This window comes from Pseudoxanthomonas sp. (assembly GCF_051953815.1).
Lineage (GTDB): Bacteria > Pseudomonadota > Gammaproteobacteria > Xanthomonadales > Xanthomonadaceae > Pseudoxanthomonas_A.
The window spans coordinates 38,826-59,898 of record NZ_JBQCIJ010000061.1; the positions used below are offsets into that span (position 1 = coordinate 38,826).

24 protein-coding genes are annotated in these 21,073 nt (G+C 68.7%); 12 read left to right on the forward strand and 12 right to left on the reverse strand.

The window, feature by feature from the left end; all coding sequences use genetic code 11:
• The first annotated feature begins 17 nt into the window (after window positions 1–17).
• Window positions 18–926, forward strand: a complete 909-nt coding sequence (locus ACTHN1_RS18410) for a DUF2167 domain-containing protein (protein ID WP_440472368.1) — start codon at window positions 18–20, stop codon at window positions 924–926.
• Window positions 927–942: 16 nt separating this feature from the next.
• On the opposite strand, the gene ACTHN1_RS18415 is transcribed toward ACTHN1_RS18410, so the two are convergent.
• Window positions 943–1,209, reverse strand: coding sequence for a YkgJ family cysteine cluster protein (locus tag ACTHN1_RS18415; RefSeq protein WP_440472369.1), 267 nt, complete (start codon window positions 1,207–1,209; stop codon window positions 943–945).
• Window positions 1,210–1,374: 165 nt separating this feature from the next.
• Between ACTHN1_RS18415 and ACTHN1_RS18420 the strand changes: the two genes are divergently transcribed.
• The 6 genes from ACTHN1_RS18420 to ACTHN1_RS18445 are packed head-to-tail and all read left to right on the forward strand — an operon-like array spanning window position 1,375 to window position 8,088.
• Window positions 1,375–2,058 carry an RDD family protein gene (locus ACTHN1_RS18420; protein ID WP_440472370.1) on the forward strand — a complete coding sequence of 228 codons (684 nt, stop codon included), beginning with the start codon at window positions 1,375–1,377 and terminating at the stop codon, window positions 2,056–2,058.
• On the forward strand, window positions 2,055–3,050 hold the full coding sequence (locus ACTHN1_RS18425; RefSeq protein ID WP_440472371.1) for a stage II sporulation protein M: 996 nt from the start codon (window positions 2,055–2,057) through the stop codon (window positions 3,048–3,050). The genes ACTHN1_RS18420 and ACTHN1_RS18425 overlap by 4 nt, the downstream gene beginning before the upstream one ends.
• Window positions 3,040–4,620 (forward strand): DUF4129 domain-containing protein, encoded by a 1,581-nt coding sequence (locus ACTHN1_RS18430; RefSeq protein ID WP_440472372.1) that lies wholly within the window; start codon window positions 3,040–3,042, stop codon window positions 4,618–4,620. The genes ACTHN1_RS18425 and ACTHN1_RS18430 overlap by 11 nt, the downstream gene beginning before the upstream one ends.
• On the forward strand, window positions 4,617–5,795 hold the full coding sequence (locus ACTHN1_RS18435) for a DUF4350 domain-containing protein (RefSeq protein ID WP_440472373.1): 1,179 nt from the start codon (window positions 4,617–4,619) through the stop codon (window positions 5,793–5,795). Before ACTHN1_RS18430 ends, ACTHN1_RS18435 begins: the two co-directional genes overlap by 4 nt.
• Complete coding sequence (locus ACTHN1_RS18440; protein WP_440472374.1) at window positions 5,792–6,793, forward strand: AAA family ATPase; 1,002 nt, start codon at window positions 5,792–5,794, stop codon at window positions 6,791–6,793. The genes ACTHN1_RS18435 and ACTHN1_RS18440 overlap by 4 nt, the downstream gene beginning before the upstream one ends.
• On the forward strand, window positions 6,790–8,088 hold the full coding sequence (locus ACTHN1_RS18445) for a DUF58 domain-containing protein (RefSeq protein ID WP_440472375.1): 1,299 nt from the start codon (window positions 6,790–6,792) through the stop codon (window positions 8,086–8,088). Before ACTHN1_RS18440 ends, ACTHN1_RS18445 begins: the two co-directional genes overlap by 4 nt.
• Before the next feature lie 33 nt (window positions 8,089–8,121).
• Here the strand turns inward: ACTHN1_RS18445 and ACTHN1_RS18450 are convergent, their stop codons facing one another.
• Window positions 8,122–8,472 carry a hypothetical protein gene (locus tag ACTHN1_RS18450; protein WP_440472376.1) on the reverse strand — a complete coding sequence of 117 codons (351 nt, stop codon included), beginning with the start codon at window positions 8,470–8,472 and terminating at the stop codon, window positions 8,122–8,124.
• An 18-nt stretch (window positions 8,473–8,490) separates the two neighbouring features.
• Window positions 8,491–9,339, reverse strand: a complete 849-nt coding sequence (gene aroE, locus ACTHN1_RS18455; RefSeq protein WP_440472377.1) for a shikimate dehydrogenase — start codon at window positions 9,337–9,339, stop codon at window positions 8,491–8,493.
• Between the two features lie 48 nt (window positions 9,340–9,387).
• Between aroE and ACTHN1_RS18460 the strand changes: the two genes are divergently transcribed.
• Window positions 9,388–10,284, forward strand: coding sequence for a TolB family protein (locus ACTHN1_RS18460; RefSeq protein WP_440472378.1), 897 nt, complete (start codon window positions 9,388–9,390; stop codon window positions 10,282–10,284).
• Between the two features lie 151 nt (window positions 10,285–10,435).
• On the opposite strand, the gene ACTHN1_RS18465 is transcribed toward ACTHN1_RS18460, so the two are convergent.
• From ACTHN1_RS18465 to ACTHN1_RS18490, 6 genes are all read right to left on the reverse strand, one after another.
• The gene (locus tag ACTHN1_RS18465; RefSeq protein ID WP_440472379.1) at window positions 10,436–10,717 is read right to left on the reverse strand and encodes a hypothetical protein; all 282 of its coding nucleotides are present in this window, start codon (window positions 10,715–10,717) and stop codon (window positions 10,436–10,438) included.
• Between the two features lie 141 nt (window positions 10,718–10,858).
• Window positions 10,859–11,848, reverse strand: a complete 990-nt coding sequence (gene hemB, locus ACTHN1_RS18470; RefSeq protein ID WP_440472380.1) for a porphobilinogen synthase — start codon at window positions 11,846–11,848, stop codon at window positions 10,859–10,861.
• A gap of 134 nt (window positions 11,849–11,982) precedes the next feature.
• Window positions 11,983–13,602 (reverse strand): PA domain-containing protein, encoded by a 1,620-nt coding sequence (locus tag ACTHN1_RS18475; protein ID WP_440472381.1) that lies wholly within the window; start codon window positions 13,600–13,602, stop codon window positions 11,983–11,985.
• Window positions 13,595–14,053, reverse strand: a complete 459-nt coding sequence (locus tag ACTHN1_RS18480) for a post-PEP-CTERM-1 domain-containing protein (protein ID WP_440472382.1) — start codon at window positions 14,051–14,053, stop codon at window positions 13,595–13,597. Before ACTHN1_RS18480 ends, ACTHN1_RS18475 begins: the two co-directional genes overlap by 8 nt.
• A gap of 179 nt (window positions 14,054–14,232) precedes the next feature.
• Complete coding sequence (locus ACTHN1_RS18485) at window positions 14,233–14,481, reverse strand: hypothetical protein (protein WP_440472383.1); 249 nt, start codon at window positions 14,479–14,481, stop codon at window positions 14,233–14,235.
• Between the two features lie 64 nt (window positions 14,482–14,545).
• Window positions 14,546–15,568: a chorismate transformation enzyme, FkbO/Hyg5 family gene (locus tag ACTHN1_RS18490; RefSeq protein WP_440472384.1), complete on the reverse strand. Its 1,023-nt coding sequence runs from the start codon at window positions 15,566–15,568 to the stop codon at window positions 14,546–14,548.
• Between the two features lie 131 nt (window positions 15,569–15,699).
• On the opposite strand from ACTHN1_RS18490, the gene ACTHN1_RS18495 reads away from it, so the two are divergent.
• The 4 genes from ACTHN1_RS18495 (at window position 15,700) to ACTHN1_RS18510 (ending at window position 17,649) form a co-directional block, all read left to right on the forward strand.
• Window positions 15,700–16,149: a hypothetical protein gene (locus ACTHN1_RS18495; protein WP_440472385.1), complete on the forward strand. Its 450-nt coding sequence runs from the start codon at window positions 15,700–15,702 to the stop codon at window positions 16,147–16,149.
• A gap of 9 nt (window positions 16,150–16,158) precedes the next feature.
• The gene (locus tag ACTHN1_RS18500) at window positions 16,159–16,860 is read left to right on the forward strand and encodes a penicillin-insensitive murein endopeptidase (protein WP_440472386.1); all 702 of its coding nucleotides are present in this window, start codon (window positions 16,159–16,161) and stop codon (window positions 16,858–16,860) included.
• A 141-nt stretch (window positions 16,861–17,001) separates the two neighbouring features.
• Window positions 17,002–17,424 carry a hypothetical protein gene (locus tag ACTHN1_RS18505; RefSeq protein ID WP_440472387.1) on the forward strand — a complete coding sequence of 141 codons (423 nt, stop codon included), beginning with the start codon at window positions 17,002–17,004 and terminating at the stop codon, window positions 17,422–17,424.
• Between the two features lie 18 nt (window positions 17,425–17,442).
• A complete protein-coding gene (locus tag ACTHN1_RS18510) occupies window positions 17,443–17,649 on the forward strand; it encodes a hypothetical protein (RefSeq protein ID WP_440472388.1) in 207 nt (68 codons plus the stop codon).
• Here the strand turns inward: ACTHN1_RS18510 and ACTHN1_RS18515 are convergent.
• The 3 genes from ACTHN1_RS18515 to ACTHN1_RS18525 form a co-directional block, all read right to left on the reverse strand.
• Complete coding sequence (locus ACTHN1_RS18515) at window positions 17,646–18,092, reverse strand: cytochrome c oxidase assembly factor Coa1 family protein (RefSeq protein WP_440472389.1); 447 nt, start codon at window positions 18,090–18,092, stop codon at window positions 17,646–17,648. The two genes, ACTHN1_RS18510 and ACTHN1_RS18515, sit on opposite strands and share 4 nt — an antisense overlap.
• A gap of 4 nt (window positions 18,093–18,096) precedes the next feature.
• Window positions 18,097–20,274 carry a DPP IV N-terminal domain-containing protein gene (locus ACTHN1_RS18520; protein ID WP_440472397.1) on the reverse strand — a complete coding sequence of 726 codons (2,178 nt, stop codon included), beginning with the start codon at window positions 20,272–20,274 and terminating at the stop codon, window positions 18,097–18,099.
• Window positions 20,275–20,348: 74 nt separating this feature from the next.
• Window positions 20,349–21,050: a glutathione binding-like protein gene (locus tag ACTHN1_RS18525; protein ID WP_440472398.1), complete on the reverse strand. Its 702-nt coding sequence runs from the start codon at window positions 21,048–21,050 to the stop codon at window positions 20,349–20,351.
• Between the last annotated feature and the right edge of the window lie 23 nt (window positions 21,051–21,073).

Consider the following 21,073-nt stretch of genomic DNA (forward strand, 5'->3'; position numbering starts at 1 on the left):
CATCAATGGGGAAAAACATGTTGAAACCATGGTTCGGTGGCCTGCTGGCCGCCGCGGTGCTGGCGTGGGGAACGCCGGTGATGGCGCAGGACGACGGCGAAGCGGCGGGCGCGAAGAGCGCCGAGGAGTTTGTCGCGGGATTGAAGTTCCGGGAGGGCGATATCGCGGTGCCAAAGGCGCATGCGCGCTTCCAGCTGAAGCCGGAGTTCCGCTATCTGGAACAGGCCGACGCCCGCCGCGTGCTGGAAGACCTGTGGGGCAATCCGCCGGATGAATCGGTGCTGGGCCTGATCGTGCCGCGCAAGCCGGATCTGCTGGCCGACGACAGCTGGGCGGTCGTGGTCACCTATTCGGACGAAGGCTACGTCTCGGACGAGGACGCCGCCAAGATCGACTACGACAAGATGTTGACCGAGATGAAGCAATCCACGCGCGAGGAGAACAGCGCGCGCAAGGAAGCCGGCTACGGCACCGTGGATCTGGTCGGCTGGGCGGTGCCGCCGCGCTACGACGGTTCGGCCAAGAAGCTGTACTGGGCCAAGGAACTCTCGTTCGACGGCAACGCCGAGCACACCCTGAACTACGACATCCGCGTGCTGGGGCGGCACGGTTATCTGAGCCTCAACGCGGTGGCCGGCATGTCCGAACTGGCGCAGGTGCAGAAGGGCATGCAGGACCTGTTGCCGATGACCGAATTCGACAGCGGTGCGCGCTACGCCGACTTCAACGCTTCCACCGACAAGGTCGCCAGCTATGGTCTGGCGGCGCTGGTGGGCGGCGGACTGGCGGCCAAGGCCGGCCTGTTCGCCAAGATCGGCCTGGTGCTGGCCAAGTTCTGGAAGCTGCTGCTGGTCGGCGTGGTCGCCATCGGCGCGGGCCTCCGGCGCATGTTCGGCGGCAAGAAAGAGAAGCCGACCGTCAGCTGAGATGCGTCGAGCGTCCTCAGGGCCGGGTGGCCCGCTCCAGCGCGTCCAGGTAGGCCATGGCCTCCTGGCGGCTGTGGCCGCACATCTCCGGTCCGGGCTTGAGCGTGGCGCAGAACCGCGGGCGTTCCGGACGCCCGAACAGGCGGCAACGCAATGCCTCGTCCAGCTGCACGCAGGGAACGCCCGCGGGTTTGCCGGCGGGCATGCCGGGAATGGGCGAGGCGATCGACGGCGCCGTGCAGCAGGCGGCGCAGCCCGCGCGACAGGGAAAGGACGATGACATGCAGGCAGTGTAGCCGCGCGCGGACTGGGCAAGCGTGGCGGCGGCGGCTAAAGTCGCGACGGACGGAATGCCGGGAAACGGAATCGCGCATGGTGCGCAACACGCAGACTTCGCCAGGACGGCGCATCGCCGATGCGATGACGTGGGCCGGCATCGGGTGATGAAGTGAGACTGGATACCTACCGTGAAGTGATCACGCCCGAAGGCGTGGCCCTGCATCTGCCCGCATCCGGGCCGGTGCCGCGCGCCGTGGCGTGGTCGATCGATCTGGTGGTGCGGCTGGGCATCCTGTTCGTGGTCGGCACCGTGCTCGGCCTGATGGGCAAGATGGGCCAGGGCCTGTCGATGGTGCTGATGTTCGTCGTGTACTGGATTTACCCGATCGCCCTGGAGGCGATCTGGAACGGGCAGACCATCGGCAAGCGCGCGATGGGGCTGCGGGTGGTGTCCGCCGATGGCGCGCCGCTGGGCTGGCTGGCCGCGATCACCCGCAACCTGCTGCGCACGGTCGACATGTTGCCGTTCGGTTACATGGCCGGGCTGGTCGCCAGCCTGGCCGATCCGCATGGCCGCCGCCTCGGCGACATGGTGGCGAGGACGCTGGTGGTGCACGAGGACCATGCGCGCGAGCCGGTGCCGGCGCCGGCCAACGTGGTGGTGCCGGTGCCGCCGGGCCTGCAGCCGGACGAGCAGGCCGCGATCGTCGCGTTCGGCGAACGCGCGCCGCTGCTGACGCCGGCGCGCCAGGCCGAGCTGGCCGACATCGTCGCGCCGCTGACCCAAGCGCAGGGACAGGCCGGCGTGCTGCGCCTGTACGGCATGGCCAACTGGCTGGTGGGGCGTCGATGAGGCAGGAGCAGTTCGTGGCCCGCCACCAGCGCGAATGGCTGGCGTTCGAACAATGGCTGGATCTGCGCGGCGAGCCCAGGCAGGCGCGCGATGCGCGCAACCACGCCGAGCTGGCCGACGAGGACGTGCCGGCCCGCTACCGGCGCGTCTGCGAGCAGCTGGCGCTGGCTCGCAAGCGCGGCTACAGCCCGCAGATCACCGACCGCCTGCAACAGCTGATGCAGCGCGGGCACAACCTGCTGTACCGCACGCCGCCACCGCGCTGGCGGCGGGCGCTGGTGTTCGTGCTGGCCGATTTTCCGCGGCTGGTGCGCAGCGAGGCGGCCTGCATGTGGATCGCCATGGCGCTGTTCGTGCTGCCGATGGTCATCCTGTTCGTGCTGCTGCAATACCAGCCGGAGCTGATCCACGGCATCAAGGCGCCGGAGGAGATCGCCTCGATGGAGCGGATGTTCGATCCCAACGATCCCCGCCACCGGCTGGGACGGGACTCGGGCAGCGACTGGTACATGTTCGGCGTCTACATCATGAACAACACCAGCATCGGCCTGCGCGTGTTCGCCAGCGGCCTGCTGGGATGCCTGGGACCGATCTATGTCCTGATCTTCAACGGCGTCGACATCGGCGCCTCGTTCGGGCACCTGCAGCAGATGGGCTCGGCCGATCCGCTGTGGCGCTTCGTCGCCGGTCACGCGCCGTTCGAGCTCACCGCGATCGTCATCACCGGTGGCGCCGGTCTGCGCCTGGGGTACAACCTGCTCGCGCCCGGACGCAGAAGGCGCGTCGATGCGCTGGTCGAGGCGGGCTGGAAGGGCGCGAAGATCTGCCTGGGCGCGGCGCTGATGTTTTTCATCGCCGCCTTCATCGAGGCGTTCTGGTCCTCGATCCAGTCGATTCCCGCATCGGTGAAGTACGGCGTGTCGGCGACGCTGTGGACGCTGGTGCTGCTGTGGCTGTGGCGCGGCGGCCGGGGGAGCACCGATGAGGCTTGAACAGCTCACCGTCCAGTTGCGCGCGCGCTCGTCCTGGGAGGCGATGGAACTGGGCATGGCGCTGATCCGCCGCGACGCCGCCGCGATCTGGAAACCCTGGTTGCTGGTGACGCTGCCGGTCTTCGCGCTGCTCAACGCGGTCGGTTGGGCGCTGGACCTGATCGGCCTGGCGGCCGTGCTGATGTGGTGGCTCAAGCCGCTGTTCGATCGGGTGCCGCTGTATGTCGCCTCGCGCGCGGTGTTCGGCGCGGTGCCCGGCGTGCGCGAGACCCTGCGCGCGCAGGCGACCTGGGGCTGGAAGCCGATGCTGCACTACCTGACCTGGCGGCGGTTCAGTCCGGCGCGCTCGCTGTACCTGCCGGTGGACCTGCTGGAAGGCGTGCAGGGCCAGCGCCTGCGCGATCGCAGGCGGGTGCTGGGCGGCGCGATCTACGGCAATGCGGCGCTGCTGACGCTGGTGTGCCTGCATTTCGAAGGCGCGCTGTTCCTGGGCGGGCTCGCCGGCATCCTGATGTTCACGCCGCTGGATCTGCTGCCGGAAACCCTGCGCACCACCTGGACGCTGATCGTCGAGCAGTCGCCGGTCTGGGTGAAGATCGGCCTCAACGCGATGGCGTGGATGGCGATGTCGGTGATCGAGCCGTTCTTCGTCGGCGCCGGCTTCGGCCTGTACCTCAACCGGCGCACCCAGCTGGAAGCCTGGGACGTGGAGATCGTGTTCCGCAAGCTGCGCGGCCGGCTGGCGAGCAGCGCGTCGGCGCTGATCATGGTGCTCGCCGTGCTGGGCGGGACGATGGCGGGACCGGCGCGGGCACAGGACGCGCCGGAGCAAGCGGACGAGCCGGAAGCATCGGTGCCGCACGAGTCCAGCGACGCCGAAGGCAAGCAGAAACCGCCGACGCTGCCGGAAGTGTTCGGCGACCAGCGGGTGGACGAGAGCGGCTTCCGCCGCGCCAGCGAGCAGGCCTACCGCGACCCGGCGCTCAACCGCACCGTGGTGCAGAAACAGTGGGAGCGCATCGACAAGGAAACCGCCAGACCGGAGAAGGACACGCCGCAGTTGGGGTGGCTGCAGGGCGTGATGGCGATGTTCGCCTTCCTCGCCGAATGGGGCCTGTGGATCCTGGCGGGCGTGCTGTTGCTCGTCCTGCTGGTGACCGCGCGCTATTGGTTGCCGTGGATGCGCGGGCGGGGCGATGGCGGCGCGGCGGGCTTCGACGCCGGCACCTCCCGCGAACCGGCGATGGTCCCCGAAGCGCTGCCCGATGACGTGGCCACCGTGGCGCGCCGGCTGTGGCGCGAAGGGCGCGCGCGCGACGCGCTGGCCCTGGTGTATCGCGCCGGCGTGCAGGCGATGGGCCGTCGCGCGCAGGTGGAACTGCCGCCCGGCGCCACCGAAGCCGAGTGCCTGCGGTTGTCGCGGCGGATGGCCCAGAACGAGGACAGGCAGCTGTTCGCCCGCATCGTCCGGGTCTGGCAGTACGCGGCCTATGCCCAGCGCCTGCCGGAAGAAACCGAATTCGAATCCCTGCTCGGGCAGATGCAGGCGCGCGGCGGGTGGCTGGCATGAAGCGTCCCGTCCGGATCACCCTCATCGTCGGCCTGGTCGTGCTGGCCGGCCTGCTGATCGCCGCCGGCACCCATTGGTTCCAGCGCAACTATCACCGGGTCGAACAGACCCTGTACCTGCCGCCCACGGGCGAGGCCGCCTACAACCCGCTGTACGCCCTGCGCAGGGCGCTGGAGGCCGACGGGGTCAAGGCGCAGTCGCGGCAGCGGCTGGCGCTGGACGCGCATCCACCGGGTCCGCGCGACACCGTGCTGCTGTTCAACGAGGCCAGCGGCCTGGATGGCGACCAGACCCGGCGCCTGCTGGACTGGGTCGAGCAGGGGGGACACCTGCTGGTGCGGACGCCGCCCCGGCAGATCTGGGATGGCAGCCCGGATCCCCTGCTGTTCAAGGCCCTGGGGGTCGAAACGCGGGAGCAGAGCCAGTGCGCCGATCTTCAGGTCGAAGGCCAGCGTCCGCACGTGGAATTCTGCCGGGGACGCCGGTTCCGCCTGCATGACGTGGAACCCGAACTCGCCTGGGGTGACCTGGGAGCCGGCTACGTCTATGCCCGCCTGGCCCACGGCGAGGGCCATGTCGACGTGCTGGCCGATTTCGATTTCCTGGTGAACCAGGGCGAGCCGGGCAATCCGTTCGCCGACCCGCTCAAGCGTCCGCAGGGCGGCCTGCGCGACGTGCCGCATCAGGCGCTGGCGCGGCAGGTGCTGGCCCCGAACTACGGCGCCGGCACCATGCATCTGGTGTATGCCGCCGACATGCCGTCGCTGCTGCGCACGATCCTGTTCCGCGGCTGGATGGTGTGGGGCCCGTTGCTGGTCGCGCTGCTGGCCTGGCTGTGGTCGCGTATGCGCCCGTTCGGCCCGCCGCTGCCGGCGCCGTCGATGGATCGCCGCTCGCTGCTGGAGCATGTGCGCGCCAGCGGCGATCACCTGTTCCGCTATGGCCGTGGCGTGCTGCTCTACACCGCCGCGCGCCAGGCCTTCCTGGCCCGCCTGCGCCGCCGCGATCCGATGGCCGCCGCGCTGGCGGGCGAGGCCCAGGTCGAAGCGGTGGCCGAACGCCTCGGCGTCCCGGCCGACACCGTGCGCACCGCCCTGCAGACGCCGTCCACGCATGACAAGACCGGCTTCCGCGACCGCATTTCCACCCTGATCCAGTTGAGAAACCGACTATGAACGATTCCACCGCCGTCACCGGCGCACCGACGGATGCAACGACCGGCGACGTGCTGGCCGAACGCGTCGCCCAGGTGCGCGAGGAAGTCTCCAAGGCGTTCATCGGCCAACCCGAGGTGCTGGATCAGATCCTGATCGCGCTGCTCGCCGGTGGCCATGTGCTGATCGAGGGCGTGCCCGGCCTTGGCAAGACCCTGCTGGTGCGCGCGCTGGCGCAGGCCCTGGAACTGACCTACGCGCGTGTCCAGTTCACGCCGGATCTGATGCCCAGCGACGTCAGCGGCCATGCCGTCTACGACCCCAAGACCGAGAGCTTCAAGATCCGGCGCGGCCCGGTCTTCACCCACCTGCTGCTGGCCGACGAGATCAACCGCGCGCCGGCCAAGACCCAGTCGGCGCTGCTGGAGGTCATGCAGGAAGGACAGGTCACCATCGAGGGCAAGTCGTTCGAACTGGCGCCGCCGTTCCTGACCCTGGCCACCCAGAACCCGGTCGAACAGGAAGGCACCTATCCGCTGCCGGAAGCGCAGCTGGATCGCTTCCTGCTGAAGATCCTGATCGACTATCCGGCGCTGGACGACGAGAAACGGATGGTGGACGCCATCACCACCGGGCGCGCCGCCGGCGATTTCGATCTGTCGCAGGTGCGGCGCGTGCTGGGCGCGGCGGACATCATCGCCATGCAGCGCGGCACCGCCGAAGTGGCGGTGGACGAACAGGTCGTCGACTATGCGGTGCGCATCGTCGCCGCCACCCGCAAATGGCCGGGCATCGCGCTGGGCGCCGGTCCGCGCGGCAGCATCGCGCTGGTGCGCGCCGCGCGCGCGCAGGCGGTGCTGCAGGGACGCGATTTCGTCACCCCGGACGACGTGCGCGATATCGCCACGCCCGCGCTGCGGCATCGCATCGCGCTGGCGCCGGAACTGCAGATCGAAGGCCAGTCGCCGGACGACGTGCTGCGCGCCTTGCTGGCCAAGGTGGAAGCGCCGCGCAAATGAGGCCCGCCTGGCCACTGATCGCCTGCCTGGCGCTGTGGGGCCTGTCCGGCCTTGCCGTGCTGTTCGCCGGCGTGCCGCAGCCGGTCTGGCTGGGCACGGGCGCGGCGGTGATCCTGCTGGCCGCGCTCGACGCGCTGTGGCTGTGGCGGCGGCCATCTCCGGTGGTGGCGCGGGAAATGCCGGAGGCCTGGCCATTGGGGATCGCGCGCGACGTGACGCTGCGGATGGAAGCCGCCGAGCGGCAGCGCGTGGACGTGTTCGACCTGCATCCCGGCCACTGGACCATGCAGGGCCTGCCGCAGCGCCTGCGCCTGCGGCGTGGCGAGGCGACGGCGTTCCACTACCGCCTGTGTCCGACGGAGCGCGGCGACGCCATTTTCCAGGGCGTGCAGATACGCCTGCATTCGCGGCTGCGGCTGTGGTGGCAGTCGCGTCGGCTCGACGAGCCGCGCACCGTGCGGGTCTATCCGGATTTCGCGCCGCTGACCCGCTTCGCGCTGTTCAGCGCGGAACAGGCGTCGCGGCTGGTCGGCGCGCATCTCAAGCGCCGGCGTGGCGAAGGCACCGATTTCAACCAGATGCGCGAGTACCGCGTCGGCGACAGCCTGCGCCAGATCGACTGGAAGGCGACCGCGCGCGCGCGCAAGCTGATTTCACGCGAGTACCAGGACGAAAAGAACCAGCAACTGGTGATGCTGATGGACACCGGGCGCCGGATGATGGCGCGCGAAGGCGGCCTGTCCCATTTCGACCATGCGCTCAACGCCAGCCTGGTGGTGTCCTACCTGGCGTTGCGCCAGGGCGATGCGGTCGGACTGGGCGCCAGTGGCGGGGAACGCCGCTGGGTCGCGCCGCAGCGCGGCATGGGTGCGATCGACACCCTGTTGCGGGCCAGCTACGACCTGCAGCCGCGGCCGGTGGCGACCGACTATCTGGCCGCCGCGACGGAGCTGTCGTTGCGCCAGCGGCGGCGTTCGCTGGTGATGCTGGTGACCAATGTGCGCGACGAGGACATCGAGGAACTGCTGGCCGCGGTGCGCCTGTTGCAGAAGCGCCATCTGGTCTGCGTCGCCAGCCTGCGCGAGCGCGAACTGGACGAAGCCCTGTCCGCGCCGGTGAAGGATCTGTCCGGCGCGGTCCATGCCGGCGCGATCGCCCGCTACCTGGAGCAGCGCGCGATTGCCCATGACGCCCTGCGGCGCCATCACGTGATGGTGCTGGACGTGACCTGCGCGGACCTGCCGGCGGCGCTGGTGGAGCGCTACCTGGCGGTCAAGCGCGACGGCCTGCTGTAGCCGCGCGTCCGGCGGGAACGCCGCGCGCCCCGGTCAGGATGCGGCGCGCGCGCGCATCGCCTTGCTGGCGCCCCAGGCCAGCAACACCAGACCGACCGACGCAATCACGCCCAGCAGCAGGTTGCCGGCCGAGATGATCGCGAAAATGCTGCCCGGCGCGCCGCCGCTTTCGGCCATGCGATGGATGTGCAGGGCCTGCACCAGGCCCAGCGCCAGTTGCAGCAGAGCCGAACCGAGCAGCAGGCCGGCGCCCCAGAGCGCCTGCGCGCGGCCGGGCGAGGGTTGCGTCCACATCCACAGCAACGCGAGCGCGACCGCGCAGGCCAGCAGATGGGGCAGGTGGTAGGCCGCCACGGTCAACATCTGAATCGGCAGTGCGTCCATGCGGTATCTCCGGGAGAGTCAATCGGCGGTGACCAGCAGTGCGTCCTTGCCGCGCAGCGCGGCGTACACCATGTCGCTGTCCGGACGCGCGCCGTGCCAGGCCTCGAAGGCTTCCGCGGCCTGTTCCACCAGCATGCCCAGGCCATCGACGGCATCGCGGCAGCCGGCGGCCTTGGCCCAGGCCAGGAACGGGATGGCGGCCTCGCCGTAGTTCAGATCCACGGCCAGGGTGCGGGGCGTGGTCAGGGTGAACGGCAGATCGAATTCCTGGCCGCCTTCGCGCGCCGCCGAAGTGGCGTTGACGATCAGGCCGAAGTCGCCGATGTCGCCCAGATCCTGCCAGTAGCGCGACAGCGCGCGATCCGGTTCGCCCATCGCGTCGATCAGGGCGTCGGCGCGCTCGGGGGTGCGGTTGACCACAATCAGTTCGGACACGCCCGCATCCAGCAGCGCCGGAGCCACGCCGCGCGCGGCCCCGCCGGCACCCAGCATCAGCGCGCGCCGGCCGCGCAGATCCAGGCCGTTGCGGCCGGTCAGATCGCGCACCAGGCCGACGCCGTCGGTGTTGTCGCCATGCCACTGGCCGTCGTTCCAGGTCAGCGTGTTGACCGCGCCGCCGCGGCGCGCCCGCTCGCTGGTGCGGGTGCAGATCGCGAATGCCGCCTCCTTCAGCGGCAGGGTCACGTTGGCGCCCTTGCCGCCCTCGCCGACGAACCGATCCAGCGCGGCGACGAATTCATGCGGCGCTGCGTCGATGGCGGTATAGGCGAGCGAGACCCCGGTCTGGCGCGCGAAGGCGGCGTGGATGCGGGGCGAAAGCGAGTGGGAGACCGGGTGGCCGAAGACGGCGTAACGAACGCTGGACATGACTTGGTATATATCCCGTGGGTGAGGGAACCGGCGCGGAGCGACACCATGAAAGCAACACGGGCGGCTGCCGTCCTGATCGGCAGTCTACTCTCAGCCGCCACGGCTGCGCAGCTGGCCGAATTCGGCATCGAAGGCATGGGCGTGGTGTCCACGCCGGCCACCGAGGTACGTGGCAGCGTGAGTCCGGATGGCCAGCGGATCGTCTGGGGCAGCACCGACCGTGCCGGCGGGGCCGGCGGCTGGGACCTGTGGCAGGCCAGCCTGCGGGACAAACGCTGGACCGCGCCCGAACCGCTGCCCGTCAATTCGGACGCCAACGATTTCGATCCGCTGCTGAGCGCCGACGGCCGTTGGCTGTACTTCTTCTCCAACCGGCCGGGCGGGCACGGAGGCGATGATCTTTATCGCGCGGCGGTGCGCGCCGACGGCGGCTTCGGCGAACCGGAGAACCTGGGACCGGGCGTCAACAGCGCCGGCAACGAATGGGCGCCCACGCCCAGCGCCGACGGCCGCTGGCTGCTGTTCGCCAGCAACGGGTTCGGCGGCGCCGGCCGCCATGATCTGTTCGTCGCGCGCTGGAATGGCAAAGCCTTCGTGGAGCCGACACCGGTGCCGGGCATCAACACCGCGGTGGACGAGTTCGACGCGGCGTGGCTCGACGGCGGCAAGGCGCTGGTGTTCGCGCGTTCGGACCAGGCGGGCGAACAGCCCATCCAGCTGTTCGTGGCCGAATGCGACGGCACGGCCTACACCGGCGTCGCGCCCTGGTCGCTGTCGTTCAACTCCGCCGAAGGCACCACCCTGGGTCCGGTGGTGGATCCGTCGCGCCCCAGTGAAATGCTGGTCAGCGGCGCGGCGCGCGCGCCCACCGCGGGCAAGCTGGATATCTACCGCACGCTCGCGCCGGTGCGCCGCGGCAAGGCGGGGTGTCTGCCGGGATGAGCGGGATGGCGTACCCCTTCTGGAAAATACGGGAGCCCGGCACGGTGCCGGCATGGTCGCGCAGTCCGAACCAGACATCCGCCCAAGACTGCGATGAATCGATCGAGCAAGGCAGAGACCAGCGCCTGATCTGGCCGAGCCATAGGTCTGATCAACGGGATGATTGCTGTTTCAGCGCATCGATGAAATCCGCCAGCGGATGAATCGATGGCGTGGTAGTCAACAGCGGTTCGAGCGCCATCGCGATCATCCCGCAATCCTCCTCGGCAAGCGACCGAAGGTTCGAAGAGACCTTGTTGTAGTCGGGCGTCCCGCGTGACGCGAGGGAGCGATTGATCACAAACAGCTCCGTCTGTCCGTCCATCCGTTCCACGAAGAGCGCGAGTGAACCGCCGTCCGCGGCAGCGGCGCTTTCCGATACGGATTTGAACATCCAGACACTCTCCGGTGAACGCAAGGCGAGCCTGTCCTATTAAGGTTGGGAAGCAAGCCCGGATGGCGCGAAAAGAAAATCCCCGCAATCCCCCTTTTTACAAGGAGCAGGAAAGGCGAACTTCCGCCGAATCCGCTTCCATCAGCCCTCGCGCAACCATCTCGCGGCGTCGAGCGCGAAGTAGGTGAGGATGCCGTCGGCGCCGGCGCGCTTGAACGCGGTCAGCGCTTCCAGCGTGCAGGCGCGTTCGTTCAACCAGCCATTGGCGTACGCGGCCTTGAGCATCGCGTATTCACCGCTCACCTGGTAGGCGAAGGTCGGCACGCCGAACTCGTCCTTCACCCGCCGCACCACGTCCAGGTAGGGCATGCCCGGCTTGACCATCACCATGTCCGCGCCTTCCTCCAGATCCAGCGCCACTTCGTGCAGCGCTTCGTTGGTGTTGGCCGGATCCATCTGGTAGGTGGACTTGTTGCCCTTGCCGAGATTGCCGGCGCTGCCGACCGCGTCGCGGAACGGACCATAGAAGGCGGAGGCGTACTTGGCCGAGTAGGCCATGATGCGGGTGTGGATGTGGCCTTCCTCTTCCAGCGCGCCGCGGATCGCACCGATGCGGCCGTCCATCATGTCGCTGGGGGCGACGATGTCCACGCCGGCGCGCGCATGCGACAGCGCCTGCCTGACCAGCGCCTCGACGGTGATGTCGTTCATCACGTAACCGCTGTCGTCGATGATGCCGTCCTGGCCGTGGGTGGTGAACGGATCCAGCGCCACGTCGGTCATCACGCCCAGATCGGGGAAGCGCGCCTTGAGCGCGCGCACCGCGCGCTGGGCCAGGCCGTCGTCGTCCCAGGCCGCCGCGGCGTCCAGCGACTTGGCTTCCGGCGCGGTGACCGGGAACAGCGCGAGCACCGGGATGCGCAGCTCGGCGGCCTGCTCGGCGACCTTCAGCAGTTCGTCGATCGACAGGCGATCCACGCCCGGCATCGAAGGCACCGCCTCGCGGCCCTTCAGCTCATGGACGAAGACCGGGTAGATCAGATCGTCGGCGGTGAGCACGTGCTCGCGCATCAGCCGGCGGGAGAAGTCGTCGCGGCGCATGCGGCGCGGACGCGTATAGGGATAAGCCATCGCTCGCTCCTTGGGGATGGCGCGATCATACGCCCCCCGATCCCCACCGGCCTGCGACCGATGCGCGCAGGCCGGCGCGGACAACGGAACGGCGCCTCGCGGCGCCGTTCCGGACCCGCCTGATCCGCTTGTTTCTACTTGGTGATTTTGGCCGCGCAGGACATCACCTTGCCGCCCTGGTTGCCGACCAGCACTCCGGCCGCCAGCGACCGCTCCTTGTAGGCATCCATGCAGCTCTGGTACGCACCCTTGCTGCTGTTGGTGCGCAGGCACAGGTTGCTCCAGGCCTGCACGTTGGCGCCCGGGATCAGCCCGCCACTGCCGACCACGTCCACATTGGTCGTGCAGTTGCCGATGCGCGCGTTGCCGGGATTGAGCCGCCAGCCGATGTCCTGGAACAGCGCCGGGGTCAGGTCCAGGTTCACCTCGCCGCGCAGGCTGGAGGTGATCGCCGGTTCCATCAGCGCGTTCGGGACCAGCGCGGTGTCGTAGTGCGAGAACGACGAACCGCTTTCATACGGATTCGGCGCGTACAGCCGCACCCGGCCGCTGTTGTCGGCGCCCTGCAACAGCGCGGCATCCACGCCGAAACCGACGCTTGCCGGCAGGTTGGCGCGGATCAGCGCGCCGTCGGACTGCGATACGCCCAGGCTGGGGATGGTGATCGCCGGATCGCTGCCGCCCATCGCCGGCTGCCCGGCGGCGTTGTTGGCCACCAGCATCGCGGTGGCGCCCGCCGCCTGCACGTTTGCCGCCTTGACCACGAAGTTGCAGTTGCCGCGATCCACCAGCGCGATGTTGCCCGCCACCGCGGCCGCGTTGGCGATTGGCTCACAGCCATCGGTGGTGCTGACGCCGCCGCCGTCCAGCGCCGCGACCACGGTACCGCCGAAGTTGGCGGCGGTCGGCACCGGTCCGAAGTTGGCGAAACCGACGTCGTAGCTGCCGGCGATCACCGCCGGCGCGGTGACCTTCAGCACGCTGCGGTTGTCCAGCACGAGTGCCGCCTGGCCGTTGACGTTGCCGCCGGTCCAGACCAGTCGCCCGGTGTTGCGCAACGCGCTGGCGCGCTGGGCGGCGGTGAGCTGCGGGAAGGTCATGGCCAGGGTGTTGTCGTAGGCGAAGGTGGAATAGATGTCCTGGCGTCCGCTGAGGAAGTTGCCAGCCGAATTGGTAAACCCCTGGAAGCCCAGGCCGTGGCCGATCTCGTGCATCACCACGTTGAGGAAATTGATCTTGCCGGCGGGCGTGTTGCCATCGAGGCCGTAGTACCAGTCCGATCCGGTCAGGCAGTTGGGATTGACGCCGATGTCGCCGTTGAAACGCGAGTTGATGTCGATGAAACCGGGATTGAGGTCGCTGCCGGCCAGTGAATCCGCCAGCGCCGAGGAGTACCAGGTGTTGGGCACCAGGCCGGGTGCGAAGTCGGAGAACACGAAGGTGGTGCCGGCCGAACCGAGCGTGGCGCTGGTGGGCGTGCAGGCCAGCGGCTGGAAGCTGGCGCCGACGTAGATGGTGACGTCGCTCTGCAGTACCGAACCCCACAGATCCATCGCGAACTGGTAGGCGAAGGTGCGTTGGGCGCCAAGCGTGGTGCCGGGGTTCAGTCCTTCCGGCGCCTTCGGCGTCGGGTCGTCCAGGCCCAGGCCGGTGCCCGCGTCGCCGCTGACCAGGACCAGATCGGCCGCGGTGGCCGGCAGCGCGCCGGCGAGGGCCGCCAGCAAGGCGGCGCGCAACGGAATCATCCTACTCATCGCTGGCCTCCTTCGCCTGTTGCAGCTTCGAGGCGTCATCGGCGTGGCCGATGCGCAGCTGGCCGTCCGCGCCGCGGACGATCATCAGGTTGGTCATGCTGCTTTCCGGCACCGGCTGGGCCACGCCGCCGGCGGGCAGCCGACGCTGGCCGGCCTGCGCCTCGGCCTCGGTGACCGGGGCCACGAAGCCCTTCTTGCCCGCGCCCAACGGTTCGGCACGACGCGCCTTGGCGCTGGCCCCGCGCGATTGTTCGCTCAGTTGCCGGCGTTCCTCCTGGGTCAGCGGACGCAGCTTGCCGGTCTTCGGATCAATGGCGACCTTGCTGTCGGCGGCGGTGGCTTCGGCCTGCTGCGGGGTCGCGGCAGGCGGCGGGGACTGGGGACGGGCCTGGGCGGTCAGGCAGGCGGCGAAACCCGCCAGCAGCCACCAGGACGGATGCGAGTGCTTCATGAGGCGCTCCATGGCTGGACACAGGGACGCCTGCGCCCACCGGATCGCGACGGCCCGGGTGCAAGGACGCAGGGCGGACGGTGCCGGGCATGCAGCGGAGGGGGGAAACCCGGCCGGCGCAGTCTGCGCCGCGCGGCCGGGGGCTTCAATCAATGGCGATTACGTTCCGGACGGACGGATCAGACGATGCCGCCGCCCAGCATCAGGCGGCCGATGGCGACCACGATGACGATGCCGTTGAGCACCAGGCCGGTCTTGGCGCGGCCGCGGTTGCCGGCGGAGGTGAACAGGACGCCGATGGCGGCGATGATCGCGCCGATCGCGGCGAACGGAATCAGGAACCAGTTGCCCCATCCCAGCAGCGGGATCAGCGCCAGCACCATCCAGATCATCGCGACGATGCCCCACAACAGACTGATCAGACCCATCGATGTCGTCTCCACGCCGGAAAGGGCCGGCGATGTCCCGAGTATGGGTGCGGCGCGGCGGCGATCAAGCGGCCAGGCCGTGCATGCCTTCGATTTCGACCCGCAGTTCGCGCCGGCACACGTCGCCCAGCAGCATCAGGTAGGGCACGTCATTGCCCAGGCGCGCGGCCAGCTGCGTGGCGACTTCCCCGGCGTCGTCGGCGTCGCGCACGTAGACCTTCAGCCGCGCCGAGGCGTCGAGGTGGGCGGGCAGCTGCGGGCGCAGCGCGCGCGCCGCGCCGATCAGGCTGTCCAGGTTGGTCAGGGTTTCGTCCAGCTGGGCCTTCAGCGAATCGGCGTGCTGCGAGGCGTGGCCGACGATGGCGGCGGTGCCGGACAGGAACAGCGGCAGCGCCGGCGCCGAGGTCGGCAGCAGCGCGCGGGCGAAGCTCGGCGATTGCGGGCCGTATTCGCGCGGATAGCGATAGGCGCTGACCTGGCGCGGATTCTCCAGCGGCGTGCCGGCCACGCGCGCGCCCAGCCAGTACACCTGCAGGACGCGGCGGCCGTCGCGGCTGCCCACGGCGGTCGCCGCCGGCAGGGCGCCGGTGTCGAAGGGCCCCAACCCGCGCACGCGGCCCACGCAGAACTGGCGATAGCGCTCGTGATCGCCGTCGCCCAGGATGATCGCGTCCAGGTAGTTCCAGATGCGCAGCAGGTGCGGATAGCCGCTGGCCTGCCAGAAACCGGTCAGGCGCCGGTAGACGAGCTCGCCGGCGAGCAGGATGCCGCCTTCGGGTTCCAGCATTTCCAGCACGCCGAACTGCAGTTCGCCATCGCTGGCCCAGGTGATGCCGTCGTCGGTCACGCCGGAGGACACGGTCGCCGGGGAACGCCACACCTCCAGGCAGGCGGTGCCATGGAGCGGTTGCAGCGGAACGTGCAGGTAGCGCGGATCGGAAATCCGATCGCGGGTGGGCGCGGTATCGCCGAAACCGAAGATCGCCAGGGTGTCCGGCCGCTCCAGCTCGCGGGCCAGCGAGGCGACGGGGACATGGTCGACCGCCAGCCGTGCGGTGCTGGGCCGGAAGTCGGGGACGACGCTCATCTTTCGGTACGGATACGCATGAACAGGCCGTCATGATACCGCGCGGCCCGGCGATCCCGGCGCGCCGGCGCGGATATGCCATATTCAGTCCCGGCGGCGGATGATCCGCCGCAAACCACGGGAGTCGTGCCATGTCCGTCCGTCTTGCCGCCATGCTGGGGTTGGCCATCCTGCTGACCGGATGCGCCGGAACATCCAAGGTGATGCTGGGAACGGCGCGCGCGCCGATCGACCCGTCCCAGGTGCAGGTCTACAGCACGCCGCCGCCGGGCTCGGTGGAAATCGCCCAGCTCGAATCCACCAGCGCGGTCGGTTTCGGCACCCAGGGCCAGACTGATGCCGCGGTGGCCCGGCTCAAGCGCGAAGCCGCGGCGCTGGGCGCCAACGGCGTGGTCCTGATGGGCGTGGGGTCCAGCGGTTCCCCGGTCGGCATGTCGGTCGGCGCCGGCAGCTACGGCCGCCACAGCGGCGGTGGCGTCGGCATCGGCATCCCGACCACCCAGAAACGCGCCGCCGGCGTGGCGATCTACGTGCCGCCGGGCGCGGCGCCGCCGCCGGCGACCGTCCCGCCCGCCCGCTAGGTTTCCCGCATGCGCCTGCCAGGACGGCTGGCGACGTTGGCCGGACTGGCCATCCTCGTCGTCGCATCGAACGGTCTCGCCGCCGACAGCGTCTGTTTCGGCACGCCGGCCAACGGACGATTGGAAGACGCGGCGCGGATTCCCCGGTCGGGCGCCAATTTCCGTCCCTACAGTGATCTGGGCGTCCAGCTTGGGCGAACCCATGCGCATTCGCGCGTCGTGCGGGTGATCACGCAGGCCTACGCCACGCTGGAAAAATCGATGCCCGATCGCGTGTTCGTCTACGGCGAGTCGGGCTGGGCGCAGGGTGGACGCTTCCGCCCGCATCGCACCCACCAGAACGGACTGGCGATCGACTTCATGGTTCCCGTGCTCGACGAGACCGGTCGTTCGGTGCCGTTGCCGACCCGGCTCGACAACAAGTTCGGCTACGGCATCGAGTTCGATCGCGAAGGCCGCCATGGCCGCCATCGCATCGACTACGAAGCCATCGCTGAACATCTTCATGCCCTGCACGTGGCCGCTCGCCGCGAAGGCATCGCGGTGAACCGGGTCATCTTCGACCCGCAGCTGATTCCCGCGCTGTACCGCACCCGCCGTGGCGACTTCATCCGCAAGCAGGTGCGTTTCATGCCGGGGCAGGCCTGGGTCCGTCACGACGAGCACTACCACGTCGATTTCGGGATTCCGTGCCGACCATTGGAGGGATGACTCCCCGCTTCGCCGGGAAGCCGTGAAAGCTCGGACGGTTCCCATTCCCACAGTGTCGCGTGGAAGCTACGCTCGCCCTCCCGCAATCGATTCGGCCATGTCCGCGCCGGCATTCCGAGTCGCGCTGTTCCAAGGATTGCCATGAGAAAACTCCTTCCGGTCCTCGCGTTGTGCATGGTGGGAACCGCGCAGGGCGCGGTCAGCACCGAGATCCGCTGCTTCAGCTCCGAAGGCGCGCGCCCCATCCGCTTCGAGCTTCGCCTCTATCAAGACGCCGGGATCGGTTGGTTCGGAGGCGCGGTGCGCTACGCGGGTTCGCGCGACAGCCTGCCGCTGGTGCTGAAGAGCGAGAACGTGGAGGAAAGGGTGCCGGGCCGGCCTTACCAGTTCGTCACGACCTGGCTGGAGATGCTCGATGGCAGGGTCAATGGCCGCTACGAGATGGTGACCCAGGGGGTGCAGATCTACTCGATGGCCTACACGAATGCGCGCACGGGCAAACGAATGGAGTTTGCCTGGGCTGCGGATGTCGAGACTTCCGGGGAGGATGGTTGCCGGTGGTGAGCGGAAGCGGGCGGGCGGATGCAACGCATCGGCGGCCGCTTTCGGGTGGTGCCGGATCGCCATGACTCGGCGGTCGATCACTGGCTGGCGCCGACCGTCCTGGACGAGGTCGCATTGCCGGGCAGTGCGCTGACGGGATCAGACCCCAGCGGCGTGATCCCGTCGCGGACGGCGACGCATGCGGCCGTCAGCCCGTGGTGGCGCGAGGACGCCGGCGCGGGCTAGTTTCCGAACTCGCCGGCGGCATCTTCCCCGTCCTGCAGGTCGATCCGCTGGCCGCCCTCGTCCAGGGCCACCACCAGCGTTTCGTAGTGCCATTCACCGGCCTGCTTGCTGGCCTCCACGTACAGCGTGGCCGCGCCGCGGCTGCCCTTGAGCGGGATGGCCAGACTCGCCTCGCCGGAGGCGGCGCTGCCGTCGATGCTGCCCTGGACGAAATAGCCTGGCGTGATCGGTTCGCCCAGCGCCGCCACCACCGCGGCGTCGGCGCGGGCGCGGGAAAGCCCGGTCTGGTACGGCTCGGACGATTTCATCACGCCGAACACGAGCGCGAAGATCGCCGCGAAGAACGCGGCGAACAGCGCGAGCCCCGTCACCACCAGGACCGGCACGAACCACTTCCAGTTGCGGTTCCACCAGTTCGGCGGCGGGACGGGGGACTGGCTCATGGCATCACTCCGTGGGCTTCAGGCAGCGCTGGAAGAAATCCTCGGTGACCTTCAGCCGGTGCAGGTTGTCCTTGCCGCGCAGGCCATGCTTGGCGCCCGGGTAGGTCATCAGTTCGAACGGCACCGCGCGCTGCTGCAGGGCGCTCATCAGCTTGGTCGAGTTGGTGAACAGCACGTTGTCGTCGGCCATGCCGTGGATCAGCAGCAGCCGCGAGGTCAGGCCATCGACGTGGGTGAACACCGAACCTTCGCGGTAACCCTCCACGTTCGACTTCGGCAGATCCATGTAGCGCTCGGTGTAGTGGGTGTCGTACAGGCCCCAGTCGGTGACCGGCGCGCCGGCCACGCCGCAGGTGTAGGCATTCGAGGCCTTGGCCAGCAGCATCAGGGTCATGTAGCCGCCGTTCGACCAGCCGTACACGCCGATGCGCGAACCATCCACCCACGGCTGCGACTTCAGGAAGTCCACGCCCTTGATCTGGTCGACGACTTCCACGGTGCCCTGCCTGCGGAACAGCGCGTTGCCGAATTTCGCCCCGCGCCGCGGCGTGCCGCGGTTGTCCAGCGAGAACACCACGTAGCCATGCTGCGCCAGGTACTGATCGAAGGTCGGCGCCCAGGTGCGGCTCACGGTCTGGCCGGCGGGGCCGCCATAGACATACACCACCACCGGATATTTCTTCTTCGGATCGAAACCGGTCGGCTTGATCAGGCTGTAGTGCAGGGTCTGGCCATCCTCGGCCGACAGGGTGCCGTATTCGATGGGGCGATGCGCATCCTTGTATTTCGCGTACGGATGCTGCGGGTCGGCCAGATCGTTCTTCACCAGCGCGGTCAGCAGGCTGCCATCGGCGCGGTGCAGTTCCACCTGCGGCGGCGTGACCGGGTTGGACCAGCTGTCGATGTAGATCTCGGCGTTGTCACTGAAGGCCACGCCATGCATGCCTTCGGCGCGGGTGATGCGGGTGGGCTTGGCATCGCCGGCCAGGCTGACCGAATACAGGTGCCGTTCCAGCGGCGAAGCCTCGGTGGCGGTGAAGTAGACCAGCCCCTTGGCCTCGTCCAGCGCCGCCACGTCCTCGACCGTCCAGTCGCCGGAAGTCAATTGGGCCAGCGGCTTGCCGTCCTTGTCGAGCAGGTACAGGTGCTCGAAACCGCTCTTCTCCGACGACCACAGGATGCGACCGTCCTTGAGGAAGCGCAGGTTGTTGTGCAGCGGGATCCAGGTCTTGCTGGTCTCGGTGATCAGGGTGCGCTGCTTGCCGCTGTCCAGATCGGCTTCGATCAGTTCCAGCGTGCGCTGGTCGCGCGACTGCCGCTGGAAGGTGGGATGGCGCGGGTCGCGCCAGTTCACCCGCGCCAGGTAGATGTCCTTCTCCGCGCCGAGATCCAGCCACTTCGGCGCGCCACCCTTGGGCGAAATCACGCCGAGCTGGATCAGCACGTTCGGATCGCCGGCGGCCGGATAGCGCTGCTCGATGATGTCGGCGCGATCCGGGTACACCTCGAAGCGTTTCTGGATCGGCACCGGGCTCTCGTCGATGCGGGCGAAGGCGATGGCCGAATCATCCGGCGCCCACCAGTAACCGGTGTGGCGATCCATTTCCTCGTCGGCGACGAACTCGGCCACGCCGTTGCCGATCGTGTCCGAACCGTCGCGGGTCAGCTGGACTTCCTTGCCGCCGGCCAGATCGATCACCCACAGATTGCGCTCGCGCACGAAGCTGACGAAGCCGCCCTTGGGCGAGACCTTGGGGTCGGTGGCGAAACCGCCGCCATGGGTCAGCTTGCGCACCGCGTCGGCGCCGCTTTTGCCCAGGTCGTACAGGTACAGTTCGCCGCCCAGCGGGAACAGCAGGCGCTGGCCGTCCGGCGAGAACTGGTAGTCGACGATGCCCGACAGCGCGGCGATGCGCTGGCGCTCGCGGCGCGCCTTCTCTTCATCGCTCAGGGTCTCGGTGCCGGGCAGCACCACCTTGGAGTCCACCAGCATCCGGGTCTGCCCGCTGGCGATGTCGTACTCCCACAGGTCCAGCTGGAAACGGTTGTCCTGTTTGCCGCGCAGGAAAGTCACCCGCTTGCCGTCCGGCGAGGTCTTGGCCTTCATCAGCGAGGGACCGGAGAGCGACGCGTCGCCGGCCAGGGCTTCCAGGGTGAGTTTTTCGGCGTGGGCGGCGGGCATGGCGGCAATCTGGCAGGTGGCCGTCAGACAGGCGGCCAGGAAAAGTCCGGTCAACGGGCGGGCGAGCGCTTTCTTCATGACTTCACGGGTCCTTGGTTGAACAGGTGCTTGCGTTCTTCGTCGGTCAACGGCTGACCGGCGTTGGGATTCACCTGCTGGCGCAGCGCATACGCGCGCTGGGTGGCGGGGCGGGAGGCGATGCTTTCATGCCAGCGTCTCAGATTCGGAAATGCGTCGAAATCCGGCGGCAGCTTGTCGTAGGCGCGAATCCACGGATAGCTGGCCATGTCGGCGATGCTGTAGTCATCGCCGGCCAGGTAGGCGCTTTGGGCCAGGCGCTTGTCCATGACCCCATGCAGGCGGGCGACCTCGCGGCCGTAGCGTTCGATGGCGTACGGAACCGGCTCGGGCGCGTAGACGTTGAAATGGCCCATCTGCCCGGTCATCGGACCCAGCCCGCCCATCTGCCAGAACAGCCATTCCAGCACCGCGACACGGCCGCGCGGATCCGCCGGCAGGAACCGGCCGGTCTTCTCGGCCAGGTACAACAGGATCGCGCCGGACTCGAAAATGCTCTGCGGCGCACCGCCGTCGGCCGGCGCGTGATCGACGATCGCCGGCATCTTGTTGTTGGGGGAAATGGCGAGGAAATCCGGCTTGAACTGATCACCGGCGCCGATGTTGACCGGCTTGATCGTGTAGGCAAGCCCGGCTTCTTCGAGAAACAGGGTGATCTTGTGGCCGTTGGGGGTCGGCCAGTAGTAAAGATCGATCATCTTGGGGGCCCGGAGCATGAAAG